The sequence below is a fragment of the Phenylobacterium sp. genome (genome assembly GCF_046290725.1).
In the GTDB taxonomy this organism is placed as follows: Bacteria; Pseudomonadota; Alphaproteobacteria; order Caulobacterales; family Caulobacteraceae; genus Phenylobacterium.
Window position 1 is genome coordinate 2,052,976 of the sequence record NZ_JBKBUH010000001.1, and the last position, 26,053, is coordinate 2,079,028.

Annotated in this window: 24 protein-coding genes; 11 read left to right on the top strand and 13 right to left on the bottom strand. The window is 70.7% G+C overall.

Features of this window, described 5'->3' with window-relative positions; translation table 11 throughout:
• Positions 1-44: 44 nt before the first annotated feature.
• Positions 45-335: a putative quinol monooxygenase gene (locus ACK41C_RS10685; protein ID WP_409653598.1), complete on the top strand. Its 291-nt coding sequence runs from the start codon at positions 45-47 to the stop codon at positions 333-335.
• Positions 336-341: 6 nt separating this feature from the next.
• Entirely contained in the window at positions 342-1,565 is a 1,224-nt protein-coding gene (locus ACK41C_RS10690) for an acyl-CoA dehydrogenase family protein (RefSeq protein WP_409653601.1), read from the top strand.
• Here ACK41C_RS10690 and ACK41C_RS10695 read toward each other — a convergent pair.
• From ACK41C_RS10695 to ACK41C_RS10710, 4 genes are read right to left on the bottom strand one after another with little or no spacing between them, the layout of a single operon-like run.
• Positions 1,562-2,686, bottom strand: a complete 1,125-nt coding sequence (locus tag ACK41C_RS10695; RefSeq protein ID WP_409653604.1) for an NAD(P)/FAD-dependent oxidoreductase — start codon at positions 2,684-2,686, stop codon at positions 1,562-1,564. The two genes, ACK41C_RS10690 and ACK41C_RS10695, sit on opposite strands and share 4 nt — an antisense overlap.
• 3 nt (positions 2,687-2,689) lie before the next feature.
• On the bottom strand, positions 2,690-3,577 hold the full coding sequence (locus tag ACK41C_RS10700; protein ID WP_409653606.1) for a U32 family peptidase: 888 nt from the start codon (positions 3,575-3,577) through the stop codon (positions 2,690-2,692).
• Positions 3,578-3,585: 8 nt separating this feature from the next.
• A complete protein-coding gene (locus tag ACK41C_RS10705) occupies positions 3,586-4,578 on the bottom strand; it encodes a peptidase U32 family protein (protein WP_409653608.1) in 993 nt (330 codons plus the stop codon).
• Between the two features lie 4 nt (positions 4,579-4,582).
• On the bottom strand, positions 4,583-5,131 hold the full coding sequence (locus tag ACK41C_RS10710) for an SCP2 sterol-binding domain-containing protein (RefSeq protein ID WP_409653611.1): 549 nt from the start codon (positions 5,129-5,131) through the stop codon (positions 4,583-4,585).
• A gap of 292 nt (positions 5,132-5,423) precedes the next feature.
• On the opposite strand from ACK41C_RS10710, the gene ACK41C_RS10715 reads away from it, so the two are divergent.
• From ACK41C_RS10715 to ACK41C_RS10730, 4 genes are all read left to right on the top strand, one after another.
• Positions 5,424-7,022 (top strand): peptide chain release factor 3, encoded by a 1,599-nt coding sequence (locus ACK41C_RS10715; protein ID WP_409653613.1) that lies wholly within the window; start codon positions 5,424-5,426, stop codon positions 7,020-7,022.
• A gap of 185 nt (positions 7,023-7,207) precedes the next feature.
• Complete coding sequence (locus ACK41C_RS10720; protein ID WP_409653616.1) at positions 7,208-8,584, top strand: hypothetical protein; 1,377 nt, start codon at positions 7,208-7,210, stop codon at positions 8,582-8,584.
• 85 nt (positions 8,585-8,669) lie between these two features.
• Complete coding sequence (locus tag ACK41C_RS10725; RefSeq protein ID WP_409653620.1) at positions 8,670-9,695, top strand: TonB family protein; 1,026 nt, start codon at positions 8,670-8,672, stop codon at positions 9,693-9,695.
• Positions 9,682-10,749 carry an energy transducer TonB gene (locus ACK41C_RS10730; protein ID WP_409653623.1) on the top strand — a complete coding sequence of 356 codons (1,068 nt, stop codon included), beginning with the start codon at positions 9,682-9,684 and terminating at the stop codon, positions 10,747-10,749. The genes ACK41C_RS10725 and ACK41C_RS10730 overlap by 14 nt, the downstream gene beginning before the upstream one ends.
• Before the next feature lie 10 nt (positions 10,750-10,759).
• On the opposite strand, the gene ACK41C_RS10735 is transcribed toward ACK41C_RS10730, so the two are convergent.
• From ACK41C_RS10735 to ACK41C_RS10760, 6 genes are all read right to left on the bottom strand, one after another.
• Complete coding sequence (locus ACK41C_RS10735) at positions 10,760-11,857, bottom strand: DUF2336 domain-containing protein (protein ID WP_409653626.1); 1,098 nt, start codon at positions 11,855-11,857, stop codon at positions 10,760-10,762.
• A gap of 14 nt (positions 11,858-11,871) precedes the next feature.
• Positions 11,872-12,468: a hypothetical protein gene (locus ACK41C_RS10740; RefSeq protein WP_409653628.1), complete on the bottom strand. Its 597-nt coding sequence runs from the start codon at positions 12,466-12,468 to the stop codon at positions 11,872-11,874.
• Positions 12,469-12,527: 59 nt separating this feature from the next.
• Positions 12,528-13,295 (bottom strand): ABC transporter permease, encoded by a 768-nt coding sequence (locus ACK41C_RS10745; protein ID WP_409653631.1) that lies wholly within the window; start codon positions 13,293-13,295, stop codon positions 12,528-12,530.
• A complete protein-coding gene (locus ACK41C_RS10750) occupies positions 13,292-14,038 on the bottom strand; it encodes an ABC transporter ATP-binding protein (protein WP_409653634.1) in 747 nt (248 codons plus the stop codon). Before ACK41C_RS10750 ends, ACK41C_RS10745 begins: the two co-directional genes overlap by 4 nt.
• A 60-nt stretch (positions 14,039-14,098) precedes the next feature.
• Positions 14,099-15,106 carry an ABC transporter substrate-binding protein gene (locus ACK41C_RS10755; RefSeq protein WP_409653636.1) on the bottom strand — a complete coding sequence of 336 codons (1,008 nt, stop codon included), beginning with the start codon at positions 15,104-15,106 and terminating at the stop codon, positions 14,099-14,101.
• Positions 15,107-15,177: 71 nt separating this feature from the next.
• Positions 15,178-17,214 carry an ATP-binding protein gene (locus ACK41C_RS10760; RefSeq protein WP_409653639.1) on the bottom strand — a complete coding sequence of 679 codons (2,037 nt, stop codon included), beginning with the start codon at positions 17,212-17,214 and terminating at the stop codon, positions 15,178-15,180.
• Between the two features lie 587 nt (positions 17,215-17,801).
• Between ACK41C_RS10760 and ACK41C_RS10765 the strand changes: the two genes are divergently transcribed.
• Positions 17,802-18,734: a 2-hydroxyacid dehydrogenase gene (locus ACK41C_RS10765; RefSeq protein WP_409653641.1), complete on the top strand. Its 933-nt coding sequence runs from the start codon at positions 17,802-17,804 to the stop codon at positions 18,732-18,734.
• 4 nt (positions 18,735-18,738) lie between these two features.
• On the opposite strand, the gene ACK41C_RS10770 is transcribed toward ACK41C_RS10765, so the two are convergent.
• Together ACK41C_RS10770 and trxB are read right to left on the bottom strand one after the other, a co-directional pair.
• Positions 18,739-20,037: a UDP-N-acetylglucosamine 1-carboxyvinyltransferase gene (locus ACK41C_RS10770; protein ID WP_409653644.1), complete on the bottom strand. Its 1,299-nt coding sequence runs from the start codon at positions 20,035-20,037 to the stop codon at positions 18,739-18,741.
• Between the two features lie 92 nt (positions 20,038-20,129).
• Positions 20,130-21,137 (bottom strand): thioredoxin-disulfide reductase, encoded by a 1,008-nt coding sequence (trxB, locus tag ACK41C_RS10775; RefSeq protein ID WP_409653647.1) that lies wholly within the window; start codon positions 21,135-21,137, stop codon positions 20,130-20,132.
• 113 nt (positions 21,138-21,250) lie between these two features.
• Between trxB and ACK41C_RS10780 the strand changes: the two genes are divergently transcribed.
• The 4 genes from ACK41C_RS10780 (at position 21,251) to ACK41C_RS10795 (ending at position 25,457) form a co-directional block, all read left to right on the top strand.
• The gene (locus tag ACK41C_RS10780; protein WP_409653650.1) at positions 21,251-21,604 is read left to right on the top strand and encodes a VOC family protein; all 354 of its coding nucleotides are present in this window, start codon (positions 21,251-21,253) and stop codon (positions 21,602-21,604) included.
• A gap of 96 nt (positions 21,605-21,700) precedes the next feature.
• Positions 21,701-22,474 carry a M48 family metallopeptidase gene (locus ACK41C_RS10785; protein ID WP_409653653.1) on the top strand — a complete coding sequence of 258 codons (774 nt, stop codon included), beginning with the start codon at positions 21,701-21,703 and terminating at the stop codon, positions 22,472-22,474.
• Positions 22,475-22,574: 100 nt separating this feature from the next.
• Positions 22,575-23,624 (top strand): pseudaminic acid synthase, encoded by a 1,050-nt coding sequence (pseI, locus tag ACK41C_RS10790; RefSeq protein ID WP_409653656.1) that lies wholly within the window; start codon positions 22,575-22,577, stop codon positions 23,622-23,624.
• 72 nt (positions 23,625-23,696) lie between these two features.
• Positions 23,697-25,457, top strand: a complete 1,761-nt coding sequence (locus ACK41C_RS10795) for a pyridoxal phosphate-dependent decarboxylase family protein (RefSeq protein WP_409653659.1) — start codon at positions 23,697-23,699, stop codon at positions 25,455-25,457.
• A 22-nt stretch (positions 25,458-25,479) separates the two neighbouring features.
• On the opposite strand, the gene coaD is transcribed toward ACK41C_RS10795, so the two are convergent.
• A complete protein-coding gene (gene coaD, locus ACK41C_RS10800) occupies positions 25,480-26,007 on the bottom strand; it encodes a pantetheine-phosphate adenylyltransferase (RefSeq protein ID WP_409653662.1) in 528 nt (175 codons plus the stop codon).
• Positions 26,008-26,053: the final 46 nt, after the last annotated feature.

A 26,053-nucleotide genomic window follows, 5' to 3' on the forward strand; every position in this document is an offset into this window, starting at 1 on the left:
CCTGGGCCTCTACCGTTCCTTCAAACAGTTGTTGGGAGGACGGCATGATCGGCGTGGTCGCGACCTTGAAGGTGCAGGAAGCCAAGGCGGCGGAGTTCGAGGCGATCTTTACCGATCTCGCCCAGAAGGTCCGCGCCAACGAGCCGGGCAACCTGATGTACCAGCTCACCAAGAGCCGCACGGAGCCGGGCGTCTACAAGGTGTTGGAGCTCTACAAGGACCAGGACGCGCTCTCCGCGCACGGCCAGACCGACTACTTCAAGGCCGCCGGCGCCAAGATGGGCCCTTGCATGGCCGGGCGGCCCGAGATCGAATACCTCGACGCGGTGGGGTGAGCGGCCATGGACCTCGACTTTTCCCAGGAAGACCTCGCCTTCCGCGACGAGGTCCGCGCCTTCATCGCCACGGCCTATGACGACGACATGCGGGCCCACATGGCCCAGTCGAAGAACGGCCACATCAACAAGCAAGGCCAGGTCCGCTGGCTGAAGCGGCTGCACGAGAAGGGCTGGATCGCCCCCGACTGGCCCGTGGAGTACGGCGGAACAGGCTGGACGCCGGCCCAGAAGTACATCTTCGAGATGGAGATGGCCCTGGCCGGCGCGCCCTCCACCCAGACCATGGGCCTGCGCATGTGCGCGCCGGTGATCATGGCCTTCGGCACCGACGCGCAGAAGAAGGAACACCTGCCGAAGATCCTCGCCACCGACATCTGGTGGTGCCAGGGCTATTCGGAGCCGGGCGCAGGCTCCGATCTCGCCTCGCTCTCTCTGAAGGCCGAGCGCGACGGCGACCACTACGTGCTGAACGGATCGAAGATCTGGACCACCTACGCCCAGTGGGCCGACTGGATGTTCTGCCTGGTGCGCACCTCCAATGAGGAGATCCGGCAGAAGGGCATCAGCTTCCTGCTGCTGGACATGAAGACGCCGGGGATCACCATCGTGCCCCTGCCGACCCTGGACGGTCCCGCGGAGGGCGAGCAGGAGATCAACCAGGTCTTCTTCGAGAACGTCCGCGTGCCGGTGGCCAACCTGGTGGGCAAGGAAGGCGAGGGCTGGACCTGCGCCAAGTACCTGCTGCAGTTCGAACGCGGCAACGCCTATGCGCCGGGCCTCACCAACATGCTGGCCAAGGTGAAGAAGATTGCCTCGGTGGAGCCCTCCGACGGCGGGCGGCGGATGATGGACGATCCCGACTTCCGCAAGAAGCTGTCCGAACTGCAGATCAAGGTGGAGGCGCTGAACGCCACCGAGCTTCGGATGTTTGCGGCGCGGACGGCGGGCGAGGCCATGGGGGCTTCCTCCTCCATGTTGAAGCTCGAGGGCTCCCAGGCCCAGCAGGCGGTCACGGAGCTCGCCCTCGAAGCGGCGGGAATCTACGCCCAACCCTTCGTCCAGGACACCTGGGCCGAGATCGAGGGCCGCACCAACACCCCGCGCGCCGGCCCCGACTACGCAGCCACCGTGGCGCCGCATTACTTCAACTACCGCAAGACCTCGATTTACGCCGGCTCAAACGAGATCCAGCACAACATCATGGCCAAGATGGTCCTAGGGCTTTAGGGCCGGGCGCGCTCTGCGCGGGCGAACCGCGATGGCGCATAGGCCTGGGGGTCGATCCCGAAGTCCGCAAGCTCAGAGGGCAGGGGATCGCCCAGCAGGAGGGCCGCCGCGAGGCGCCCCACCGCCGGGGCGGTCTGGATGCCGAATCCGCCAAGGCCCGCCAGCCAGAAGAAGCCCGCCGCGTCATTCGCCCAGCCGAAGACCGGCGCCCGGTCCGGCGCGAAGGTGCGCAGGCCAGCCCAGCGATGGCGGACGTGACGGACCGGGTGGTCGGCGGCCTGGGCCAGGCGCTGGACGGCGCGGGCGACGTCCAGCAGGCTCGGCTGAGCATCGTGGGGCTGCGCCGGGATCTCGTCGCAGGGGGTGGCCAGCAGCCGGCCGGCGAACGGCCGGAAATAGAAGCTGTCGTCCAGCGCCTTCACCGTGGGCCAGCGCAGGAAGTCGGGCGCGGTCGGCGGATCGACCAGCACCACCGTGCGCTGGAGGGGGCGCAGGCCGAGCGGCGCGGCGCCCGCGGCCTGCGCCGCCTCGTCGGCCCAGGCGCCGGCGGCGTCGACCAGGATCGGCGCCTCGAAAGCGGCTTCGGCGGCGCGGACGCGCCAGAGGCGTCCCTTTCGCCGGACGGCGAGCTCATCCAGGCCGGCATGGACCGCGCCGCCCGCCTCCCGCGCCAGGCGGAGCAGGCCCATATGCAGGCGCGCCGCGTCGATGTCGGCGGCGTCGGTCTCGAGCCATGCCTGGCGGGCCGCTTCCGCGCGAAGGATCGGGACCCGGCGGCGGGCTTCGCCGGACTCCAGGGGACGCAAGCCCGGGCGGTCGCAAAGGTCGGGCGACACGGCCTCGGCGCTTGTCCAGATCGCGGCCCGAGGCGTCAGCAGGCTTCCGCCGAACCCCCGCGGCGGCGAGGCCAGGAACCGGCGGCTGGCGGCGGTGAGCGGGCGGACAGCCGGTCCGGCGTAGGAGGGCAGGAACATGGCCGCCGAGCGCCCGGTGGCGTGGTAGCCGAGCGCCGGCTCGCGCTCCAGCACGGCCACCCGCAGGCGCGGCGCCAGATAGGCGGCCAGCGTCGCCCCGGCGATCCCGCCACCGAGGATCAGGACATCGAAGGAGGTCCCCGCCACGGCTCAGGCCGCCGGAAGAAGGCCGGGCTGGCCGCGCAGATAGCCGTCGATCAGCTCGGCCGGCGGCCCGGCGGCGCGGATCTCGGCGAGCAGTTCGGTGGGCGCGATGGCCTCGTCGGCGAACCGGCGATAGGCGCCGATCACCCGCCCCATGTCGCAGGCGTGCGGCGAGAGCCGCAGGGCGCGCACGCCGGCCGCGCGCAGTTCGGTCACGGGCCGGGCCGCGGCCTGGACCCCGTGCGAGAGGGTCTGGATGCCGTTCACCGCCAGGAAGGGCGCGCCTTCCAGGGTCTGCACCGCCATGCCGTCGGGGTCGCGGTCGCAGACATAGCGGCAGGAATCCTTGTGCAGGCCGTGCGCGCGGGCGTGATAGCAGCGGCCGGAGAGGGCGAGCGGCAGCCGGCCGAAGGCGAAGATCTCGATCTCCAGCGCCGGATGGGCTTGGGCGATGGCCGCGACCGCCGAGAGCGGCAGCTCCACATTGGCGCAGAGCCGCACGCAGCCCTGGGCGACCAGTTCTCCGGCGGCGGCCTCGTTGTAGACGTTGAGGAGCGGCCCGGCGACGAAACGCGTCTCGGCCGGCAGGTCGACCAGGGCGCAGACGTCGTTGATCTCCACCAGGTCGAAGGCGGCTGCGAGCTCGCGCGCGGCCTTCCGCTCGCGCGGGGTGGCGGGCAGGGCGGGCGTGGACCAGACCACCGCCTTTCCGGCCCGCGCCAGCCGCTCGGCGGCCTCGACCAGCGTCGGCTCGAGCAGCGGCGCGCGCTTGCCGCAGACCACTTCGCCCAGATGCACGCGATCGACCGGCGTCTCTTCGGCGATGCGGGCGTAGAAGTCCGCGACCCGGGCCGCCGGCCAGTTGAAGAGCAGCGGTCCGAGGACGACTTCCATGCGCCCGCTCATCGCCAGGTCTTCCGATAGGCGCCGGAGGTCTCGCGCCCTCCCTCGGCCAGATCGGAGAGGCGGCCTTCGAGCTCCTCGATCCCTTCGCCGCGATCGAGCGCGTCGATGGCTTCGCGGAAGGCGGCGGCGACCCGGGCCACATAGGCCTTGCCCCGCTGACGGCCCTCGATCTTCACGGCCTTGACGCCTGCGTCGCGGAGGGCGGCCAGCAGGCTCATGGCGTTGAGGCTGACCGGTTCCTCGAACAGATAGGAGGCGGTCCCGTCGGCGGCGAAGCGGCCCTTGCAGAGGGTGGGGTAGCCGACCGGTTCGCCAGGCTCGAGCCGGTCCATGGCGAAGCCGGCGAGCCGGGGGACCAGGGCCTCGCCCGTGCGGTCGAAGGCGACCGCCTCGGGCGGGGAGCAGACCCCCGACAGGTTGGGCGAGCGGCCGGTGACGTAGGAGGAGAGGGCGCAGCGCCCCTCGGCCATGACGCACAGCCCGCCGAACACGAAGGCCTCGATCTCCACCGGAACCTGCTTGGCCAGGGCCGCCACCTCCGGCGCGGAAAGCACGCGCGGCAGCACCACCCGCCGCACGCCGTAGCGCTGTGCGTAATAGGCGATGGAGTCCGGCGAGTTGGCGGCCGCCTGGACCGAGAGGTGCGGGCGAAGGCCGGGGTGGTTGTCGCGGACATAGGCCAGCACCGCCAGGTCGGCGGCGATCACCGCGTCGGCGCCGGCCTCCGCCGCCGTGTCGACCGCGCGGCGCCACGCGTCGGTCTCGCCGGCGCGGGCGAAGGTGTTGATCGCGGTCAGCACCTTGGCGCCGCGGCCGTGCGCCCAGGCGACCGCGTCGGCGAGTTCCCGGGCGTCGAAATTCAGGCCGGGGAAGTTCCGCGCATTGGTCTCGTCGCGCAGGCCGCAATAGACGCTGTCGGCGCCGGCCTCGACGGCGGCCTTCAGCATGGCCGGCGATCCGGCGGGACAGACGAGTTCGACCGATCCCATGGCGTCAGCCCCGCGCCGCGGCGTGGCGGCGGGCGGCGCGGGCCAGGCGCGAGAGCGCTGCCTCCGCCGCGCCCCGGCCGACTGGCAGGCCGAGAAGGTCGACGAGGCCGAGATCGGCCGCCTCCAGCGCGTTGTGCAGGGCGACGACGGCGGCGGTGTCGCCCTCGACCAGCAGGGTGCGGCTGAAGAAGGCGGCGTCGGCGTCCAGAGAGCCGTCGAACAGGTCGAGCAGGTCGAGCAGCGGGCCACAGATGCGCGCCGCGAAGGGGCCGGGATCGGCGGGCCGCACCACGGCGATGCGACCGTCGGCGCCGCTCGGCGTCAGGCGGAAGGCCACCGGCAGGTCGCTGGGCGCAATGACGAAGCCGGAGTTGCGATAAGGGCCCAGTCGCTCGAAGACCGCGCCGTTGCGACGGGCGATCCGGCGCAGGGCAGCGGTCAGCACGATCTCGGCCGGCGCCCGAAGGCGGAACAGGGCCTCGGCCAGGGCGCGGGTCCTCAAGGCGGCGAGATCCGGCGGGGCGGATCTCCGGGGCCGGCGTACGCGCATCATCACCTCCTGGCGCGCACAACCTAGGAAGCTCCGCCGCAGGGGAAGAATGACATGGATCAATTCGGCGGTTGACGCGCGAGGCGCCGGCGGCGGCCCAAGGTCATGTGACGCCATCCTGCCAGGGCTTAGCGTGATAGGGCTCGACGGCGCGGCGGACCTCCCCGCGTGTGCACCGCGCCGCCGAGCCGTCCATCGTCGGCCGGTGGCGGGCGCCGGGAGGGGAAGTCCCGGCGCCGTTCCGGCGCGCTCGCAGCCCTGGCGCGGCGGGGCGGGCTGCGCTACCAGCCGGCGCATGAGCACTTCCCCTGCCGCCGAGGCCGCACGCCGGCGCACCTTCGCGATCATTTCCCACCCGGACGCCGGCAAGACCACCTTGACCGAGAACCTGCTGCTGGCGGGCGGCGCGATCCGGGCGGCCGGGGCCGTCCGCGCCCGGGGCGAGAACCGCCGCACGCGGTCGGACTGGATGAAGATCGAGCGCGAGCGCGGGATCTCGGTCTCGGCCTCGGTGATGACCTTCGACCACGACGGCCTGATGTTCAACCTGCTGGACACTCCGGGCCACGAGGACTTCTCGGAGGACACCTACCGGACCCTGACCGCCGCCGACGCCGCGGTGATGGTGCTGGACGCGGCCAAGGGCATCGAGCCTCAGACGCTGAAGCTGTTCGAGGTCTGCCGCCTGCGCGACATCCCCATCGTCACCTTCATCAACAAGATGGACCGGGAGGCGCAGGATCCCATCGAGCTGTTGGACGAGATCGCCGGCAAGCTGGCGCTGGACCCGGCCCCGCTGTTCTGGCCGGCGGGCTCGGGCGGCCGGTTCAAGGGCATGTTGGACCTGCGCCATGAGAAGTTCGTGCCGTTCGCCAAGCGCGGCTCCGACAGCGACGAGGGGCATCCCGCGCCCGTCGCCTTCCGCGGCAACGCCGTCGTCTCCTACCTGGATCCCGAGGAGCAGGCGGAACTGGAAGAGGGCGCGATGCTGATCCAGGAGGCGTCCAAGCCTTTCGATCCGCAGGCTTTCCTGGAGGGCCACATGACGCCGGTCTTCTTCGGCTCGGCCCTGCGCCACTTCGGTGTCGACCAGCTGCTGGAGGGCCTGGGCGCCTATGCGCCGCCGCCGAAGATCGTCTCGGCGATCAGGCACGGCGAGCCCACCCACGTGGCGCCCGGCGACCCCGAGGTGAGCGGGTTCGTCTTCAAGGTCCAGGCGAACATGGACCCGAACCACCGCGACCGCATCGCCTTCCTGCGGCTGACCTCGGGCAAGTTCCAGCGGGGCATGAAGCTGAAGGTGCAGAACACCGGCCGCCAACTCTCGGTCAACGCGCCGATCATGTTCTTCGCCTCCGACCGGGAACTGGCGGAGGAGGCCTTCGCGGGCGACGTCATCGGCATCCCCAACCACGGGGTGCTGCGGGTGGGCGACAGCCTGTCGGAAAGCGGGAGCGTGCGCTTCTCGGGCCTGCCGAACTTCGCCCCCGAAATCCTGCAGCGCGTGCGGGTTAAGGACCCGCTCAAGGCCAAGCACCTGAAGAAGGCGCTGGAAGGCCTGGCCGAGGAGGGGGTGACCCAACTGTTCCGGCCGGTGATCGGCGCCGACTTCATCGTCGGCGCCGTCGGCCAGCTGCAGTTCGAGGTGATGGCCGACCGCCTGGCCAACGAATACCAGCTGGAGGTGCTGTTCGAGCCGGCGCCCTATGCGGAGGCTCGCTGGCTCTCCGGCGAAAAGGCCGACGTCGAAGACTTCTCCAACAAGCACAAGAGCGCGATGGCGACGGACATCGACGAACAGCCCGTCTTCCTGGCCAAGACTGCGTGGGAGATCGGCTATGTGGGCGAACGCTATCCGAAGGTGACGTTCCTGCGCTCCAAGGAGCGGCTCTAGGCGCCGTTAAGCAAGAAGCGGGCCGGTTCGCCGTTAACGGACTACACGATTTATTCAGCTTTCGTTAACCATAATCGGCTCGTTAACCACTTGTTAAAGAAGTCGGCTCCGGCTTTGCTCGGGTCCGTTCGAACCCCGCAGGGGCGTCCCGTGTTGGAACGCCGCCGGGCGAGCGGAGCCGTTGGATGTTCGAGTTCGGTCGAGAGCTGAAGCGCCTGTTCGGCCAGGACGTGGCGCGCGCGCCGCGAGACGGCTTGACCGGCGGGGACGCAACCCTGCTGGAGCTGCTCGACCTTCGCCTGCTGCATCAGGAAGCCAGGGCCGCCGACGTGGCCGCGGGCCGCGTCAGCGCCCGCGACAAGGCCCAGCGGCGGCTCGAGGCCGCCATCGTCTGGCGTGAGGTGGCCCGCCGCTCGGGCGACGCCGCAGCCCTGCGCAAGGCCGCCGCCACCGCGGAAGCCGCCGCCGAGGCCTTCGGGCGCGACCGGCGGCCCGACGGCTGGGCCCGCGCCCGCTGCGAACAGGCCTTCTGCGCCATGCTCGGCGCCGAGCTGTTCGGCGAGGACGGCCTGAACGCCGCCGCCGAGGTCGCCTTCCGCGACGCGCGATCCGCCGCGCGCGGGGGCCTTGCCCTGCCGTTGGCTGAGATCGGCCTGGCCGCCGCCGAGGCGCGCGAGCGCATGGCGAGTGGCGACGCCCAAGCCGCCCGCGTGTCCGCCGCCCGTTTCGTCCAGCCCATCGCCGGGCTTGAGGCCCTGACGCGCCGCTGCCGAGCGGCGCGCCTGCTGGCGGTGGAGGCGCGCCTGGTCCAGGCCGACCTGCTGCTGGGCTGGGGTGCCCGCCTGCGCGACCGCGATCTCCTGGGCATGGCCCTCGACATCGCCGCCCGCGCGGCCGGAGGACTGGACGGCGCTTTCGAGCCGCTGACCTGGGCGCGGGCGGAGGCCCTGCGCGGCCAGGCCCTGGCGCTGCTCGGCGAGACCACGGGCGAGATCGAGGTGGTGGCCCAGGCGGTGGACGTTCTGGCCAAGGTGCTGGGCGAACTCGCGCGCGACCAGAGCCCGCTGGACTGGGCGCGGGTTCAGGCGTCGCTGGCTCAGGCCCTGCAGGCGTTGGGCGAGGCCGGCGCCAGCGAGCGGGCCTACGAACAGGCGGTCACCTGCTACGATCGCGCCGCCCATGTGCTGAAGGAGACGCCGGCGCTTGCCCTGCGCGCCGTCGCCGCCTCGAACCGCGCGCTGTGCCTCGCCCGTTCTGCCGAGCTTTCCGGCGACCTGGCGGTGCTGGATGCGGCCGAAGCCGCCTTCAAGATCGAGCTGTCGGCCCTGCCGGCGCGGCGCGATCCTTCAGCCTGGGCGGTGATCCAGGTGAACCTGGCCCGGATCTATGAAGCCCGGCTGGACATCACCGGCCGCGATACGGGCGAGCGGGCGGCCGCAGCCGTGGCCCTCAACGCGGCGCTGGACGTCTTCGCCGAACAGGGCCTGCGCTCCCTCTCGATTGTCGCCGCTGACGCCTTGGCCCGCCTGACCGGAGAGGCCGCCCCCCGCCCGGCGATCTGAAGCCTTCACAACCCAGGCGCGTCCGTGCCAGCATGGCGCGGGGTTCCAGGGAGGGCTTATGTCGAAGGGGAAACTGGCGGCAGTCATGTCGGCCGCCTTGCTTGTGGCCGGAAGCGCGGGCGCGCAGGAAGCGGATCGACCGGCCGACTGGGTCAAAAGGCCGACGGCGAACGACCTGCTGAGCGTCTGGCCGCAAGAGGCTCTCCGCCGGGGTGTCGGCGGGCGAGCGATCATCGCCTGCACGGTGAGCCTGCAGGGCGCGTTGTACGACTGCGTGATCGACAGCGAAACCCCGCCGGACGTGGGATTCGGCCGCGCCGCGCTTGCGCTGACCCCGCAGTTCCAGGTGAAGCCGGCGATCAGGAACGGGCAGCCGGTGTTGACCCGGGTGCGCATCCCGATCGACTTCCCCAAGCCTGACAAGGCCACGGGCACGCACCTGCCGGGCGATCGCGACATCGACCTGCGGTCGCTGAACCTGAGCAATGTGGACTGGTCCGCGGCCCCGACCTACGACCAAGTCGTCGCCGCCTATCCGGAGAAGGCCCGCGCGGCGGGCGCCGGCGGTCGCGTCACCTTGAGCTGCAACTTCAAAGGGGCGGGCGCCCTGGGCGGCTGCACGGTTCTTTCGGAGGAGCCTACGGGCCTAGGCTTGGCCCAGGCGGCCCGCCGCCTGACGCCCTATTTCCGCGGGCCCGAAACCCTGCCGAACGGGCGCCGTACGGTCGGCGTGAGCACCCAGCTCGTCTTCGTCTTCTCGCCCGACATGCTCGATCCCGAACGGCGCGTCATCGGCAAGCCCCAGTGGGCGGCCCTGCCCAGCGGCGAGGCCGTGGCCGCCAACTATCCCCGCGCGGCCGCCAGCGTGGGGGTGCGACAGGGGCGGGCGGTGCTGGGCTGCATTGTCGGCGACGGCGGGCGCCTGACCAACTGCGCGGTTCAGGGCGAACAGCCAGCCGATCTCGGTTTCGGGCCGGCGGCCCTGGACCTGGCCCAGAGCTTCCGCTTGCGCACCTGGACCCCCGAGGGGCTACCCACCATCGGCGGCTCGGTGAACGTCCCCATCCGCTACGAGCAGCCGACGGAGGAGCCGGCGGATGGAGCGCCTTAGGTTGAGGCTCGTGCGGACTTGCCTTGTGGTCGCGGCGGCGATCCTCGCCACACCCGCTTACGCCCAGATAGTGTCGGATCCTGATGTCTATCCAGACTGGTTAAAGCGGCCGAGTTCGAGCGATCTCGCCATCGTTTGGCCGATGGCGGCCATTGAGAAGGGGGTGGGAGGGAAGGCCACGATTCACTGCAAGCTGAGCGCTCAGGGAGCGCTCTTCGATTGCAAAGTCCTGGCGGAGTCGCCGGCCAACCTTGGCTTTGGCGCGGCGGCGATCGCGTTGACCCCGCAAATGACGTTCAAGCCCGCCCTCAAGGACGGTAAGCCCGTCGTGTATGACGGCGTCAGAATTCCAGTGAACTTCAACGGTTCGCCGCCGCGGCGAAGCATCAAGGCGCAGCGGCAAGATCCCAAGGCGCTGGTGGCCACCGGTGTTCGATGGAGCGCGGGACCTTCCTACGAAGATGTCGCTGCGGTCGATCCTCCGCGGGCTCGCGCAAAGGGTCTTGGCGGTCAGGTCGCGCTCCGCTGCTCCTTCGGCCAGGACGGCGGAGTTAAGGCCTGCACGACCATCGCCGAACATCCCAAGGCGCTGGGCTTTTCGGCTGCGGCGCGGTCGCTGACGCCCTTATTCAAAGGCCCTACGCATTGGCCCGATGGGACGTCGATCCAGGGCGCGCGGGTCGATCTGAAATTCGCCTTTACGCCGGAAATGCTCGATCCCGTCTCCCGCCCAGTTGCCGGCAAACCACAATGGCTGAGGCTGCCTACCGGCGAGCAACTGTCGGCGAGCTTTCCGGAAGCAGCCGACAAGGCGCTCATTTCGCAAGCCCGCACTGTTCTTGCATGCACCGTGCTGATCGGAGGGCATGTTGGGGATTGCCGGCCGGTGAGCGAAGACCCTGCGGGGTACGGATTTGGGGAAGCCGCCTTGGCCCTATCTCGCTATTTCCTGCTTGCCGCATGGAGCGACGAAGGCCTGCCCACCATCGGCGGCGAGGTCAGGATCCCGATCCGCTACGACTTCGGCGAAAGGGACCGGCTTCCGGCTCCTTAGCCGACCCGTCCTAAGCGGCCGCGACGTCGCCGGTGCGGCGGCGCATGCGCCAGAAACGGATCGTGCGCTGGGCCGCCTCCATGGGCAGGGCCTCGTAGAGTTCGCCGTATTCGCGGGCGCGACCCATGGCGTTGGCCTCGCGGTCGAGGATCAGCACGGCGAAGGTCAGATAGAGCGAGCGTTCGAAACCCGCGGCCTTGCAGACGATCGAGAGCGCGTCCAGTTCGCGCCGCTCGAGGATGCGGCGGGCGGTGTGGAAATCGATGTCGGCCAGCTCCGCCAGGGCGACCAGGAACTTGGTGGTCTCACGCGAGCGCAGGAAACCGGCCAGGACCGGCGGGGTGATGGCCCCGCGCTGGCGTAGGGCGCGCACCTCGGCCTCGGCGGCGGCGTAGTCGGAAGGCAGGGTCCCGTCGCGGGCGGCCAACTGCTTGCGGCCGGCGGCCAGGGCCGCGTCCAGCGCCGCGGGGTCGAGCTCGTTGTTGCGGGCCAGGATTTCGCCGCGCAGCTTGGCCTCGACCACGAAATACATCTCGTTCAGCAGGTCGACCGGCAGGTCCTTGCGCTTCACCAGGGCGGCGTGAAAGACGGGCGTCTCGGCGGCGCGATCGACCACCAGCTCGTGGGTCTCCCGCGAGAGCTGGGCGCCTTCGTTCTGCAGCAGCAGACCCACCGTATGGTGGTCGCCACGCTCGACGATCGCCTCGGAAACGGCTTCGGAGACCACCGGGCGCTGGCTGATGGCGCGCAAGTGGTCCTGGCCGCGGGTGCGGGCGACCGAGAGCAGGTCCTCGTCCGTGAGAGCGCTGGAGCCTTCCAGCACCGGACGCGCCACCGCGATGGAGGAATCGCGGGCCAGGTCGCGCAGCAGGCTGCGGGGCGGGGCTTCCGCCTGCGCCATGCGCTCGGCCAGCTCGATGCGGACGGCATCCTCCATCTCGCCCGCCAGCTGGCTCATGACGTCGTCGAACAGCTCCATCTCGCCGGCGCCCCGAGCGTCTTCACTGGTGAAGAACAGGTCGGTCACCCCGCGCAGCAGCTCGCGCCGCCGCTCGCTGGAGGGCTCACGCGCCATTTCGATCAGGTCGTGGAGCTTGCTGCGCGACATGCGGTTCCCGCTCTTCAGAAGGCGCCGACGCCGGCGTCGGAGTCGTCGGTCTGGGGCGCGCGCGCCTCCAGGTCGGAGGGGCCGATCAGCACATAGCCGCCGCGGCCCCCTTCGGGGATGGCGTCCGGTTCCAGGCCGTAGCCGCGGTGGACGGAATAAAGTCGAGGGGCTCCGCCGACGCCGGCGGGCGCGGAGATGGGCGCAGCGGCCAGGCGCTGCGGCGCTGCGGCTTCGGGCCGAGGTGCAGAGGCCGGCGGATCGTAGAGGCTGGGCGCTCGGGTCGGCGCCGACGCCGGAGCCGGCGCGGCGGCGGTGCGGAGCGGCAGCGGTACCTGCGGCGTGAACGGCGCAGGTTCGGGCAGAGGTTGGCGATAGCGACCGGGCGGCGGCGGGAGGCGCGCCGGCTCCGGCGCTTCAGGCGCCCCGCGGGTGAACGTCCCAGCCAGGGCGAGCGGCTGAGGGCGGGCGGGTGTGGACGCCTCGGGCGCCGCGATCTCGGGCGCGCGCTTGCCGGCCCAGGCGAGCGGCGCGGGGCCGTAACGGTCGCCGGCCGCCGCAGCGGGCAGGGCGGTCATCGAGAAGGCCGCAGCAAGGGCGAGGACGGCGCGCATGGCCCGCAGCGTTAACCGCGCCCGCTTAACCCCCGCCTAACAGCAAAGCCTAATAAGACCTAACGGCCCCGCCACCAGGAAAGCGCCGCCCGCTCCAGGCGGTCGAGCAGGGCGTGCAGCAGGGCGCCCAAAAGTCCCAGCGCCACCAGGGCGGCGAACATTCGCGCGGTCTGCAGCCGGTTGCCCGCCTCCAGGATCCGCCAGGCCAGGCCCTGGGCGCCGCCGGACCCGGCCACGAATTCGGCCACCACCGCCCCGATCACCGCCTGGCCGGCGGCGACCCGGTGGCCTTCGAGCAGGTAAGGGACGGCCGAGGGCAGGCGCAGCCGCCAGAGGCGCTGGCTGCGGGCGGCGCCGTAGAGCTCGAACAGGCGCTCCAGGTCCGGATCGGCCGACTTCAGGCCCGTGACAGCGCCGGAGAAGATCGGGAAGAAGGCCACGACGGCGGCCAGGGCGACGATGGCGCGCTCCGGATTATCGATGCCCGCCCAGATCACCACCAGGGGGGCGACCGCCACGACCGGGGTCACCTGCAGCGCCACGGCCAGGGGCCGCACCGCCCGCTCCACCACCGGCCCGAGCGCGACGGCGAGGGCGAGCGCGCTGGCGAACAGGCTGGCGGCGACCAGAGCCATCAGGGCCATGGATAGGGTGTTCCAGGCCGAAGCGAGCAGGGCCGGGGCGTCGGAAATCAGGGCGCCGGCCACAGCGGAAGGCGGCGGCAGCAGGTAGGGCGGAATCTCGCCGATCCGGCAGGCCGCCTCCCAGCCGCCCAGCAGGGCTGCGACCAGGGCCAGTGGGGCGAGCAGGTTGACGAGGCGGCTCACGCCGAAGCCTCCATGCCCTGGGCCAGCAGGTCGGAGACCGCCTCGGCCGCTTCCCGGAACTGCGGCGTGGCGCGGAAATGCGGCGGGCGGGGCAGAGCGCCTTCCACCTGCACCTCGCCGGCCAGCCGCCCGGGGCCGCGGGTGATCACCGCCACGCGGCCGGCCATATAGGCGGCCTCCTCCACATTGTGGGTGACGAAGACGATGGCCGGCTTCAGCGCCGCCCAGAGGGCCAGCACGTCGTCCGCCAGGGTTCGGCGGGTGATCTCGTCCAGGGCGGCGAATGGTTCGTCTAGCAGGAGAAGCCGGGGCTCGGTGACCAGCGCCCGGGCCAGGGAGACCCGCATGGCCATGCCGCCGGAAAGCTGGGCGGGCCTGGCCTTCTCGGCGCCGGCCAGCCCCACGCGCGCCAGGGCTTCGATCGCCCGCTCGCGTGCGGCCCTGCGCGGAACCCCGGAGAGCTCCAGCGGCAGGGCGACATTGGACGCCGCATCCAGCCAGGGGGCCAGGGTCGGCGCCTGGAAGACCACAGAGGTCTCGCCGCGGCCGACGCTGCGCCGCGCCTCGCCGCGGGCGGGCGCTTCGAGGCCGGCCAGCAGCCGCAGGGCCGTGGACTTGCCGCAGCCCGATGGACCCACCAGGGCCACGATCTCGCCCTCGCCCACGGACAGGTCGAACGGCCCCAGAGCACGCCCGCGCTTGGGATAGTCCACCTCGACTGCGGATAGGGCGACGGCTGTCATGCAGGTTTCTGGTCTCGCGCCTATTCTTCCCCGTAAACGGGGGAGGAAGACTTCGCCGCCCTACTTCCCGCCGCCGACGAACTGCAGGGTGTAGGCGCGGCGGTAGTCGAGATCCTTCGGATAGACGCCCTGGCTCGCCGCGACCTCGAAGAACTCCGCCCAGCGTTCGTCGGTCATGACGCCGATCCCCCTGGTCTGCGCGTCGCCGCCTTCGACGATGGCGTAGGACTTGAGCTTGGCCCGCGCCTGATCCAGCACGTCCTGGGTCATCTCGGGATTGTCCTTGCGGATCAGGGCGTCGGCGGCGCTGGGGTCGCCGTTCAGATAGTCGCGCCAGCCCTGGGCGGTGGCCGCCACGAAGGCCTGTACGGCCTCCGGCTTCTCCGCGATCAGCCGCTCAGGGACCAGGATCATGGTGGCGTAGCCGGGATAGCCCTCGTCGGCGAGCAGGAAGACCTTGGGCGCGACGCCCGCCTCCTTCTCGATGGTGTAGGGCTCGCTGGTCACATAACCCTGCTGGGCCACCCGCTTGTCGGCCAGGAACGGGGCGGAGTTGAAGGTGTACTTGCGCACCTGATCGTCGGTGAAGCCGTACTTGGATTTCAGCCACACCCAGAATGCGGTGACGGAGGCGTCCGAGAGCAGGATCGGCTTGCCCTTCAGGTCGGCGATCTTCTCCACGCCCACGCCGGGGTGGGCGATCAGGACCTGGGGGTCCTTCTGCATCATCGCCGCCACGGCCTTCACCGGCACCCCTTCCTTGGCGAGGTTCAGGACGATGAAGCTGTTGGAGCCCATGCCGGCCTCCACCGCGCCGGAGGCGAGGAGCTGGGGCACGTTCACGCCCGGTCCGCCCTGGACGATGCGCACGTCGAGGCCGCGGCGCTCGTACTCGCCGGAGGCCAGCGCCTGGTAGAAGCCGCCGTGCTCGGCCTGGGCGCGCCAGTCGGTGGCGAAGCGGATGGTGGTGAGTTCGCCTTCGCCCTTGGCCGGGCCCTGCCTTTCGGCGGGCGAACAGGCGCAGGCCAGGGCCGCGAGCGCGAGGGCGGCGAGACGCAGGACCTTCATGGAATCCCCCAACGTGAACCGGCGCCGACCGTAGAAGGGCCGGCGGCGACTTCCAAGACGGAAGCGGCGGTTCAGGCTGCGCGGGTATCGGGAAGCGGCGGGAGGAGCGCGGCCAGGGCGCGCTCCAGGACCGCCACGTCCAGCGGCTTGGCGATCACGGCGTTCATCCCGGCCCGCAGGCCCGCGGCTTCGGTGGCCGGCGTGGTGTCTGCGCTGACCCCGACGATGGGAATGGCGGCCGCCTCGCCCTCCAGGGCGCGGATCTGGCGCGCGGCGGCCAGACCGTCCAGGCCCGGCATGTGGATGTCCATCAGAACCAGATCGAAGCGGCCGCTGCGGATGGCTTCGACGGCGGCCTGACCGCTGTCGACGCAGGCGGCCTCGCAGCTCAAGGTCCCCACCAGGGTCGCGGCGACCTCGCGATTGACCGGATGATCGTCCACGATCAGCACCCGCCCGCCCAAGACCGCCGGCCGAGCCGCCGCCGGGCCGGCGAGCGGCGCGGGGGTCTCGAACCAGAAGGCCGAACCGACGCCGAGCGCGGAGTCCACGCCGATGCGTCCGCCCATGTGCTCGGCCAGCCGCCGGGCGACCGCCAGGCCCAGGCCCGTTCCGCCATGCAGCCGGTCGGTGGCCGCCTCCAGCCCGCCGAAGGGCTTGAAGAGGCGCGCAGCCCTGTCCGGCGGCAGGCCGCAGCCGGTGTCGGCGACGGTGAAGCGCAGGGTTCGCGCGGTCTCGGCATGAGAGACACGGACTTCCAGGCGCACGTGGCCCCGTTCGGTGAACTTCACGGCGTTGGCGAGCAGGTTCAGCAGCACCTGCCGCACCCGCAGGCCGTCGGCCATTACGGCGGCCTCCACGGGCCCGATCAGGGCGAGCTGCAGGTCGATCCCCTTGGCGCGGGCGCTTTCCTGGACCAGCGCCAAGGTCTCCTGGGCTGCGGCGCGGGGAACGACAGGGCGGAGGTCGAGCTCGACCTGGCTGGCCTCGAGGCGGGCGTATTCCAGGATATCGCCGATGGCGGCGGTCAGCGCCGCCCCCGCCCGGTCGATCAGCACGGCCTGGCGCCGTGCGGCGTCGGGCAGGTCGGGGCGACGCTGCAGCACCTCGGCGAAACCGACGATGGAGGCGAGCGGGGTGCGCAGCTCATGGCTCATGCGGCTGAGGAAGGCTGCTTTGGCGCGCTCGGCCTCGATCGCCCGGCGGGCGAGGACCGCGGCGTGGAGGCGCCGCTTGCGCAGCCTGCGCGCCAGGCGCTTCTGCTCCGCCGCCGCCTGACCGACAGCCAGGCCGATGACGAGGGCGAGGAGCACCAACCCCTGCAGGGCGCGGTTCTCGGCGCCGGCGGATCCGTATGCTCCGCCAATCACGACAAGGGCCGCCGAGCCGAGGGTCAGCACGATCAGGGCCGAGGCGGCCGCGCCGCGAGGCCCGAGCCGCAAGGCGGCCAGGCAGACGGCGGGAAAGACCAGGGCCTGTGTTGGGAAGTCGAGCGGCGCGAGAACGAGGCCGCCCGCCAGGACGGCGGCCCCGTAGAGGGCGACCTGTTCCGCCGGCGAGGCGGCGAAGCTGCGACGGCCCTCGCTCCGCAGCAGGAGCAGAAGCGAAGGCAGAACGATGGCCATGCCCATGCCGTGCGCTGCAAACCAGGCGAGGATCACGTCGTCGAAGTTCCGACCCATCAGGGTCAGGACATTCGCCGCCAGCACCGCGCAGACCGAGGTCGCCGGGGCGGCCGCCAGGAGAATCAGGCGCCCGACCTGCGGCAGGCTGTCCAGGCGGACTCGCGGCCCGCAGACGCGGCGCGCGAGCCAGGCCGTGGCGACCGCTTCGGTGAGGTTGAGCAGCGGAAACGCCAGACCCGGCCCCAATGGATTTCCGACCCACAGGCCATGGGCGAAATTGTAGGCGACCACCGTCGCGGCTACGCCCGCGCTCCAGCGCCAGGGCAGTATGAGGAAGGCGGCGGCCAGCACGCCGCCGGCCATCCAGACGGTGGCCACGCCGGACGGACCCCGGGTGAGGCCGAGGCTGAAGGCCACGCACGCCATCGCCGCCAGAGCAAAGCCGATGCTCCAGATGACCAGCTGAAGTCGCGTGGGACCCAAGGGGGAGGAGGGCTCGCGCATGTGGAGCGAGGATCGCGCGGCGTGGCGCCCAAACCCTTAAACCGGCGGTTGACATACTGTCGCAGGGCGCGCGCATGGCGCGCATAGCAAGAGGGCGGCGCTGCGGTTTCCCGCGGCGTCGCCCTCTCATCCAGATCCGTTGGGGGATCTGCGCCGTAAGGTCGATGCGACTTCGATCACGGGCTTCCCCGCAGGTTTCCGTCGCGCCGGTGGCCCCGTTGAGATCCGGTCTCCGGGTCGCCCCGGCCTCCGGTCTCCGAAAACCTTCCGCCTTGCCGATGCATCCGGTTTCCCTTCGCATCTGCGCCGCGGTCCCTCTCGGCCCCTTGACGTTCCCACCGAAGTCCGTATGAAGCAAGCGCCCGAACTTGCCCGCCTGTGATTCGAGGGCTTCGAGTCGGTGGATAAGCTGTCGATAACTTGTGGGTGGCGGCTCGATTGCCGAGGAAAATCCGCGAGTTATCTTATCCACAGGAAAGCGATGGGCGACTCGGGAGCCGCCTTCCTCCTTCATGAAAAGCCGGGAAAACCGGGCGGGCGGCTGTGGTCGCGCCGAGGAGGATTCCATGACCGCCGCGCCGATCGTCCTGCTGTCGCATCCGATGCTCTCGCCCATGCGCCCGGCCTTGGAGGCGCAAGGATGGGCGGTGGCCGAACGGTGGGCGATGACGCCGGAGGCGTCCGCGGCCGCGCGGGCCATCGTGCATGCGGGCGAGGTCCCGCTGCCGACGGACTTCCTGGAAAACCTCCCCAAACTTGGCCTGATCGCCTGCGTCAGCGTCGGTTATGACGGAGTGGATGTTCCGGCCGCCAGGGCCCGGGGGATCGAAGTGACCCACGCCAGGGGGCTGAACGCGGAGGACGTGGCCGACCACGCGCTGGGGCTGGTCCTGGCCTCCTGGCGCAATATCGTGTTGGGCGATGAGGTGGTGCGCCAGGGCCGCTGGCGCGACGACGACCGGATGGGACCGCGACCCGGCCTTCGCGGGCGCAGACTGGGCGTGGTGGGGCTGGGCGCCATCGGCGAGGCCGTCGCCCGGCGCGCGGAAGCCTTCGGGCTGGAGGTCGCGTGGTGGGGACCGCGCGCGAAGCCCGACGCCGCCTGGCCGCGAGCCGAGAGCCTGCTCGCCCTGGCCCAGGCGAGCGACATCCTGGTGGTGGCCTGCCGCGCGGACGCCTCCAACCGCGGGCTGATCGATGCAGGCGTCATCGAGGCGGTGGGACCGCGGGGCCTGATCGTCAATGTCGCTCGCGGCTCGGTGGTGGACGAGGAGGCCTTGATCGCGGCCCTCAAGGATGGCCGGCTTGGCCGGGCCGCGCTGGACGTCTTCGCGCAGGAGCCGACGCCCGCGGACCGCTGGGCCGACGTCCCCAACACCGTGCTCACCCCGCACACGGCCGGCGGTACGGTGGATTCCATTCCCCGGATGGTCGCCCAGGCCATCGAGAACGTGCGGCTGTTCCTCGCCGGAGAGCCCGTGGCCAGTCCGGCGCCCTGAGCCCTCAGTCGCCCGCGACCCAGGAGACGTCGGCGCCCAGCGCGTTGAGGTTCTCCACGAACCTTGGATGGGCGCGCTGGATGGGGGCGGCGTTGAGGATGGTGCTTTCGCCGTCGATGCTGGCTGCAATCATGAAAAGGGCGATCGCCACCCGGATGATGTAGGGGCTCTCGACCTTGGCGGGCGTGAGCGGCTTGCCGCCGAAGACGATCAGCCGGTGCGGGTCGCACAGCAGGGCGTGCGCCCCGAACTTGCCGAGTTCGGCATGCCAGCCCAGCGCACCGTCATAGACCTTGTTCCAGAACATGGCTTGGCCCTCGGCGCGTACGCCCAGCGCGATGAAGATCGGCAGGAGATCGGCCGGGACATAGGGCCAGGGCGCCGCCTCCACCTTGGTCAGGATGTTGGAAGTGAAGGGCTCGCGCACCTTCAGCCGGCCGTCGATGTGGGCGCGCGACCAGCCGTTCTCGTGGATCACCTCGACGCCGAACTTCGCGAAGGTGCGATCGAGCAGGGGGAACTGCTCCACCGAGCCGTTGCGCACGGCGATCTCGCCCCCGGTCATGGCGCCCATCGCCAGGAAGGTGGCGACCTCGTGGAAGTCGTCGGCGAAGGTGAATTCCACGCCCCGCAGCCCGCTCACGCCTTCAACGTCGAGACGCGAGCCGCCGACCCCTTCGATCCTCGCGCCCATGCGGCGGAGAAAGTCGCAGAACTCCTGCACGTGCGGCTCGCAGGCGGCGTTGGTCAGGCGCGAGGCGCCTTTCGCAGCCGCGGCGCAGAGTACGAAGTTCTCGGTCGTGGTCACCGAGGCGTAGTCCAGCCAATGGCGTGTCGCCGAGAACCCGCCCTCGAGCGAGATGACGGTCGCCGCCCGCTCGCTGGTCACCTCGGCCCCGAAGGCGCGGAACACCTCGATATGGGGGTCGATCTCGCGCGAGCCGAGGGTGCAGCCTGTCACGTCCTCCTCCAGGCTCGCCCGGCCGAACCGGTGCAGCAGCGGCGGGATCAGCATGATCGAGGAGCGCATGCCGAGCGGCAGGTGCGCGGCCTTCGGATCCAGGCCTGCCCCATGATGCAGGCGCAGGGTTCCCGTCTCGAAGTCCATCTCGACGCGCGAACCGAGGTTGCCGAAGAAATCCAGCAGCTTACGCACGTCGGTGATGTCCGGAACCCGATGCAGGACCACCGGCTCGTCGGTCAGCAGGGTGGCGCAGAGCACCGGCAGGACGGCGTTCTTGTTGGCCGAGGGCGTGATCTCGCCCCGCAAGGGGCGTCCGCCCCGCACGATCAGGTTGGTCATGGCGGCGCGGCGCCTCGTCTTCTGCGAGCAGGAGGAGCGGGGGCTCCGCTCCAGGAATGGGAGTCTGCGGCGTGGTTAGCGGCCGGTAAAGATCACCAGGCGCCGATCTTCTCGGCTTCCGCGTGACTGATCGGCTTGTGCGCCTTTTCGTGGTCTTCCTCGGCCAGCAGGCGGACGGCCTCCAGCGCGGCCATGCAGCCCATGCCGGCGGCGGTCACGGCCTGACGGTAGACGTCGTCGGTGACGTCGCCGGCGGCGTAGACGCCTTTGATAGCGGTGGAGGCCGTGCCGGGCTTCACCTTCAGATAGCCCGAGGCGTCCATTTCCAGCTGCCCCTTGAACAGCTCGGAGGCCGGTGCATGGCCGATGGCGACGAAGACGCCGTCGCAGGAAAGCTCGCGCGTCTGGCCGGTCTTGACGTTCTTCAGCCGCACCCCGGTGACGCCCACCGGATCGGAGGTCCCCAGCACCTCGTCGATGGCGCTGTCCCAGACCACCTCGATCTTCGGGTGGGCGAAGAGGCGCTCCTGCAGGATGCGTTCGGCGCGCAGCTCGTCGCGCCGATGGACCAGGACGACCTTGGCGGCGAAGTTGGTGAGGAACAGAGCCTCCTCCACGGCGGTGTTGCCGCCGCCCACCACCACGACCTCCTTGCCGCGATAGAAGAAGCCGTCGCAGGTGGCGCAGGCCGAAACGCCGAAGCCCTGAAACGTCTGCTCGCTCTCAAGGCCCAGCCACTTGGCCTGGGCGCCGGTGGCGATGATCAGGGTCTCGGCCAGCCAGACCTGGCCGGAGTCGCATTCCAGGCGGAACGGGCGCTGGGAGAGGTCGGCCTTGACCACGATGTCGTTGACGATCTCGGTTCCGACGTGAGCGGCCTGGGCCTGCATCTGCTCCATCAGCCAGGGGCCCTGGATCACGTCGGCGAAGCCCGGATAGTTCTCCACGTCCGTAGTGATGGTCAGCTGGCCGCCTGGCTGGATTCCGGCGATCAGCACCGGTTTGAGCAGCGCGCGGGCGGCGTAGATGGCGGCGGTGTAGCCGGCGGGGCCGGAGCCCACGATCAGGCAGCGGACGGAGCGGGGAGCGTTCTGCGACATCGCCTCTATTTAGGTGAGATTCTGCCGCGTTGCGACGGGCGGAACGCGCCTTCGCCGTTGCCGCGCGCCATGTCGCAGCCTAGCCTCGCCGAACGCAGGTACGGGAGCATCGCATGGCGAAGGTGACGGGCATCGGCGGGTTCTTCTTCCGCGCCGCCGATAATGGAGCGCTGGCGGCCTGGTACAAGACGCACCTCGGCCTGACCGACTGGTGGGCTCAGGAGGCCGGTCCGACGGTCTTTGCTCCTTTCCGCGAGGAGAGCGACTATTTCGCCGCCGACAAGCGCTGGATGCTCAATCTTCGGGTGGACGACCTAGACGGCCTTTTGGAAAGCCTCGCCGCCGCCGACATCGCGGCTGAGACGCGCGCCGAATGGGATACGCCCGAGACCGGCCGGTTCGCCCGCATCCACGACCCCGAGGGCAACCCCATCGAACTCTGGCAGCCGCCGAAGGGTGCGGGTTAGAGCCGACGTCTCCCTGAGCGTGTTCGACTGTAGCAGGCGCGGCCTGCGGAGCCCGCACGGCGGAACGGCGTTGTGCTGTCGAACTGGAGGTGGACCATGGTTGGCAGGTTTCGCGCCGCTGCGGCGGCGCTGGCGTTAGGCGCGGCCGGCGGGCTTGCAGCCTGCGCCTACAACGAGGAACTCGGCCGCAATCAGCTGCTGCTGGTGAACGATGCTTCGCTCGCCCAGTCGGCTCAGCAGGCTTGGGCCCAGACGCTGGCCAGCAATCGCGTCTCGCAAGATCGCGCCGGAGCCGAGCGCGTCAGGCGCGTGGGTTCGCGCCTGGTCGAGGCCGCGGGCCTGTCCGACCGGCCATGGGAGTACGTGCTGTTCGAGAACCCGCAGGCGAACGCCTTCGTCCTGCCGGGCGGGAAGATCGGCGTGAACACGGGCCTGCTGGCCATCGTGGAGAACGACGACCAGCTGGCGGCGGTGCTGGGGCACGAGATTGCTCATACCGTCGCCCAGCATGCGGCGGAGCGCTATTCGCACGCCGCCGCCACACAGCTCGCCATCGCGGGCGCGCAAGGGGCGCTGGGCGGATCAAACCCGGACCTCGGGCGCCAGGTGGCGTCGCTCGGCGGCGTCGGGGCGCAGCTCGGCGTGCTGATGCCCTTCTCGCGCCAGCATGAGTTGGAGGCCGACCGCCTGGGCGTGGACTATATGGCGCGCGCCGGCTACCGGCCGGCCGAGGCCATCGCGCTCTGGCGCAACATGGCCGCCCGGGCGCAGGCCGGCGGGCGTCCGCCGCAGTTCCTCTCGACCCATCCCTCGGAAGCGACGCGGATCGCGGCCCTTGAACAGTACCTGGCCAGCCGCGGGATGCTGTGACCTAAAGGCGCGGAGAACCGATCCTTAATCGCCGCGCCCGAAGCTCCGGTCTTGCGTTAACCTTCCCGCCGCGCCGGCGGGGCGCGCTGGAGTCTGGTCGATGTCGCTGGAAGTGGAGATCGCCGGCCGGAAGGTCGGCCCTGACCACGAGCCCTATGTGATCTGCGAGCTCTCGGGCAACCACAATGGCAGCCTGGATCGGGCGTTGGCCATGGTCGACGCCGCCGCCAACACCGGCTGCGACGCCATCAAGATCCAGACCTATACGGCCGACACCATCACCATGGACGTGGACCGGCCGGAGTTCCGCATTCACGGCGGCCTCTGGGACGGGCGCAGCCTCTATGAGCTCTACCAGGAGGCCCACACACCCTTCGAGTGGCATGCGGCGATCTTCGAGCGGGCGAAGAAGCGGGGCGTGACGATCTTCTCCAGCCCGTTCGACGAGACGGCGGTGGACCTGCTCGCCGGCCTCGATGCGCCGGCCTACAAGATCGCCTCGTTCGAGGCCGTGGACCTGCCCCTGATCCGCTACGCCGCGGCCAAGGGCAAGCCGCTGATCATCTCCACGGGCATGGCCAACGAAGCCGAGATCGCCGCCGCCCGCGATGCGGCGCTTCAGGCAGGCGCTGACGGCGTGATCCTGCTGCACTGCGTCTCCAGCTATCCGGCGGTGTTCGAGGACGCCAACGTCCGCACCGTGCCCGACATGATGCGCAGGTTCGGGGTCCCTGTGGGCCTGTCCGACCATACACCAGGAACGGCGGCCTCGGTGGCGGCGGTGGCGCTCGGCGCCTGCGCGGTGGAGAAGCACTTCACCCTGGCCCGCGCCGATGGGGGGCCGGACGCGGCCTTCTCGCTGGAGCCTGCGGAATTCGCCGCCCTGGTGCGCGACTGCAAGGACGGCTGGAAGGCGCTGGGCCGAGCGCATTACGACACGCTCGGCTCGGAGCGCGGCTCCCTGCTGTTCCGCCGCTCGCTCTATGTGATCGCCGACGTGAAGGCGGGCGAACCGCTGACCCGGGCCAATGTGCGCTCCATCCGCCCGGGGAACGGGATGCCGCCGGCGGAGCTGGAGCGCGTGCTGGGCAAGCCGGCGGTGCGGGATCTCGCCCGAGGCGAGCCGCTGGTCTGGGACATGGTGGGGTAGCGGCGGAAGCCACTTGATCTCCGTCATGGCGTAGCCGCCGGGGGCCTGCCATGTCCGCCGACGGAGGTTGCCATGTCCGAGACGGCGGGGTTCTGCGCCCACTTCCTGGGTCCAAAGTCTGAGAACGAGGTCTGGCTCCGCAGCCAAGTCGAGGCCGTGCTGGATCACCTGTTCGACTGGCGAAAGGGACTCTTCGCCGGCGACGCCGCGGCCATCGGACCGGAGGACAGGGCGAGCGCGCAATTCCAGGCCGGGCGCAAGGCTCTGGAGACGCGTCTGGCCGAACTCACCGACCTCCTGCGCGACGAGGCGCCCACCTATTCGCCGCGCTATCTCGGCCATATGGTCTCCGAGACCTCCCTGCCGGCCCTGCTCGGCCATTTCACGGCCCTGCTGCACAATCCCAACATCACCTCGAAGGAAGCCGCCAAGGTCGGCGTCCCGCTGGAGGCGGAAGCCATCGCCATGCTGGCCCAGATGGTGGGGTTCGATCCGCAGGCCGCGGTCGGGCACTTCACCTCGGGCGGCACGGTAGCCAATCTGGAAGCTGTCTGGCGCGCGCGCTTTCGCCTGGACCACCGCCTCGCCCTCGGGCTCGCCCTGGCCGAGGAACACGGAGTTCCGTTGGATCCGTTCGCCGCCGCCCACATGACCGAGGCGCGCGCCCGCGAACTCGCCGCGCGCTACGGGATCGAGGACGCAGACATGCGCGCTCGCAGCGCGGTTCTCGGCAACCCGCTGGAGATCGCCGAACGGCTCGGCCGGGCGTCAGGCCGCCCCTGGCGCGGTCCCGTCCTGCTGGCGCCGGGGCACAAGCATTATTCCTGGATCAAGGCGGCGAACGTCTTCGGCCTGGGTGAGGAGGCGTTCTGGCCGGTCGCCCTCGACGCCGAAGGGCGGCTTTCGCCAGCGGCCCTGGCGGTCCGCATTGATGAGGCGCGCGCGGCCGGACGGCCGGTGCTGGCGGTGGTGGGCGTGGCCGGGACGACGGAGCTTGGCGAACTCGACCCGCTGGACGCCGTCGCCGACCAACTCGCCGAGCTCCGTGATCGCCAGGGGATCGACATCTGGTTCCACGTCGACGCCGCCTATGGCGGCTTCTTCTGCGCGCTTTCGCCCGACGAACCGCTGCTTGGCGCGGCCCAGCGGCGGGCGCTGCGCGCCGTCGCCCGCGCCGATACGGTGACAGTCGACCCGCACAAGCTGGGTTATGCGCCCTATGCCTGCGGCGCCCTGCTGGTCCGCGATGCGGCGCGCGACCGGGTGTCCTCCTTCGCGGCGCCCTATGTGGAACGGGCCGAACTGGGCGCGGCGCCCTGGACGCGCACCCTGGAAGGATCCCGCCCCGCCACCGGCGCGGCCGCCGTCTGGCTTGCCGGCAAGACCCTGGGTTTCGGGCCCGAAGGCCTGGGCGCGGTGCTGCGCGCCACGCTGCGGGGGCGCCGCGCCATCGCCGAGGCGCTGGCGCAGATTCCGCAGGTGCGGCTGCTCTCGCCGGCCGACACCAACATTCTCTGCTTCTCGGTCGCCGAGGAGGGCGAGGCCTTGAGCGCCGCAAACGCCCGCACGGCCGCGCTCCATGCCCAGATCGCCGCCTCGCCCGGCTTCTCCATGTCGCGGACCGTGCTCGGCGCGGAAACCTGCGGAGATCTGATCGACGCGCATCTCGCCCGCTTCGGCGGACGGCGTGACGCCGACCGCCTGGTGCTGGTCCGCTGCGTGACGATGAACCCCTTCTGGGGCGATCCTGCGGTGCGCCAGGATCTCCTGCCGGAACTGACGGCGGAAGTGGCCCGGGCGGTGGCGGCGACCCCGGCGGTCGCGGGCGCCTAGAGGGGCGCGACGCCCCTTTCTCCTAGCCGCTGAATTTCTCCGCGAGCGCCTGTTCGACACTGGGCGTGACCAGCCAGGAGACGTCTTCCTTCAGGCCGGCGAGTTCCCGCGCCGTGCTCGAGCTGACGTGCAGGAAGGTTTCCCGGCAGATGATGTGGATCATCGGGATCGACGGCTCCAGGCGGCCGAACACGCCATGGTAACGGAACTCGTCGTCGAAGTCGGAGAACTGGCGCAGGCCGCGCACCACATGGGTGGCGCCGATCCGGCGCGCGTATTTGATGACGCTCTCCCCAGCGAAGGCGCCGACCTCCACCTGCTCGGGCAGGCTCCGGATCCTTGAGCCGGCCGGGTCGAGGTCCATGATCGACTCGCCGATGAGATGGAGCCGCTCGTCGACGCCGAACAGCCCACGCTTGTCCGGATGGGTCCCCACCGCCACGTGCACGATGTCGAAGGTCGTCAGCGCCTTCTGAACGATGTCGAGATGGCCGCGCGTGATGGGATCGAAGGAGCCCGCATAGAGGGCCCTCGTCTGGGCAGGCTTCATCGATTCCGCGTCCGCATCGCCTTGCGGGACGAGACCTTGGACCGGC

Bases quoted from the DNA above. Each gene is read 5' to 3' on its own strand.
- ACK41C_RS10725 (WP_409653620.1), top strand. From the start codon at position 8,670: ATGTCGGCCGCCTTGCTTGTGGCCGGAAGCGCGGGCGCGCAGGAAGCG.
- ACK41C_RS10730 (WP_409653623.1), top strand. From the start codon at position 9,682: ATGGAGCGCCTTAGGTTGAGGCTCGTGCGGACTTGCCTTGTGGTCGCG.
- ACK41C_RS10700 (WP_409653606.1), bottom strand. From the start codon at position 3,577: ATGGAAGTCGTCCTCGGACCGCTGCTCTTCAACTGGCCGGCGGCCCGG.
- ACK41C_RS10735 (WP_409653626.1), bottom strand. From the start codon at position 11,857: ATGTCGCGCAGCAAGCTCCACGACCTGATCGAAATGGCGCGTGAGCCC.
- pseI (WP_409653656.1), top strand. From the start codon at position 22,575: ATGTCGCTGGAAGTGGAGATCGCCGGCCGGAAGGTCGGCCCTGACCAC.
- ACK41C_RS10715 (WP_409653613.1), top strand. From the start codon at position 5,424: ATGAGCACTTCCCCTGCCGCCGAGGCCGCACGCCGGCGCACCTTCGCG.
- ACK41C_RS10740 (WP_409653628.1), bottom strand. From the start codon at position 12,468: ATGCGCGCCGTCCTCGCCCTTGCTGCGGCCTTCTCGATGACCGCCCTG.
- ACK41C_RS10720 (WP_409653616.1), top strand. From the start codon at position 7,208: ATGTTCGAGTTCGGTCGAGAGCTGAAGCGCCTGTTCGGCCAGGACGTG.
- coaD (WP_409653662.1), bottom strand. From the start codon at position 26,007: ATGAAGCCTGCCCAGACGAGGGCCCTCTATGCGGGCTCCTTCGATCCC.
- ACK41C_RS10705 (WP_409653608.1), bottom strand. From the start codon at position 4,578: ATGGGATCGGTCGAACTCGTCTGTCCCGCCGGATCGCCGGCCATGCTG.
- ACK41C_RS10795 (WP_409653659.1), top strand. From the start codon at position 23,697: ATGTCCGAGACGGCGGGGTTCTGCGCCCACTTCCTGGGTCCAAAGTCT.
- ACK41C_RS10710 (WP_409653611.1), bottom strand. From the start codon at position 5,131: ATGATGCGCGTACGCCGGCCCCGGAGATCCGCCCCGCCGGATCTCGCC.
- ACK41C_RS10685 (WP_409653598.1), top strand. From the start codon at position 45: ATGATCGGCGTGGTCGCGACCTTGAAGGTGCAGGAAGCCAAGGCGGCG.
- ACK41C_RS10765 (WP_409653641.1), top strand. From the start codon at position 17,802: ATGACCGCCGCGCCGATCGTCCTGCTGTCGCATCCGATGCTCTCGCCC.
- ACK41C_RS10785 (WP_409653653.1), top strand. From the start codon at position 21,701: ATGGTTGGCAGGTTTCGCGCCGCTGCGGCGGCGCTGGCGTTAGGCGCG.
- ACK41C_RS10690 (WP_409653601.1), top strand. From the start codon at position 342: ATGGACCTCGACTTTTCCCAGGAAGACCTCGCCTTCCGCGACGAGGTC.
- ACK41C_RS10750 (WP_409653634.1), bottom strand. From the start codon at position 14,038: ATGACAGCCGTCGCCCTATCCGCAGTCGAGGTGGACTATCCCAAGCGC.
- ACK41C_RS10755 (WP_409653636.1), bottom strand. From the start codon at position 15,106: ATGAAGGTCCTGCGTCTCGCCGCCCTCGCGCTCGCGGCCCTGGCCTGC.
- ACK41C_RS10780 (WP_409653650.1), top strand. From the start codon at position 21,251: ATGGCGAAGGTGACGGGCATCGGCGGGTTCTTCTTCCGCGCCGCCGAT.
- ACK41C_RS10770 (WP_409653644.1), bottom strand. From the start codon at position 20,037: ATGACCAACCTGATCGTGCGGGGCGGACGCCCCTTGCGGGGCGAGATC.
- trxB (WP_409653647.1), bottom strand. From the start codon at position 21,137: ATGTCGCAGAACGCTCCCCGCTCCGTCCGCTGCCTGATCGTGGGCTCC.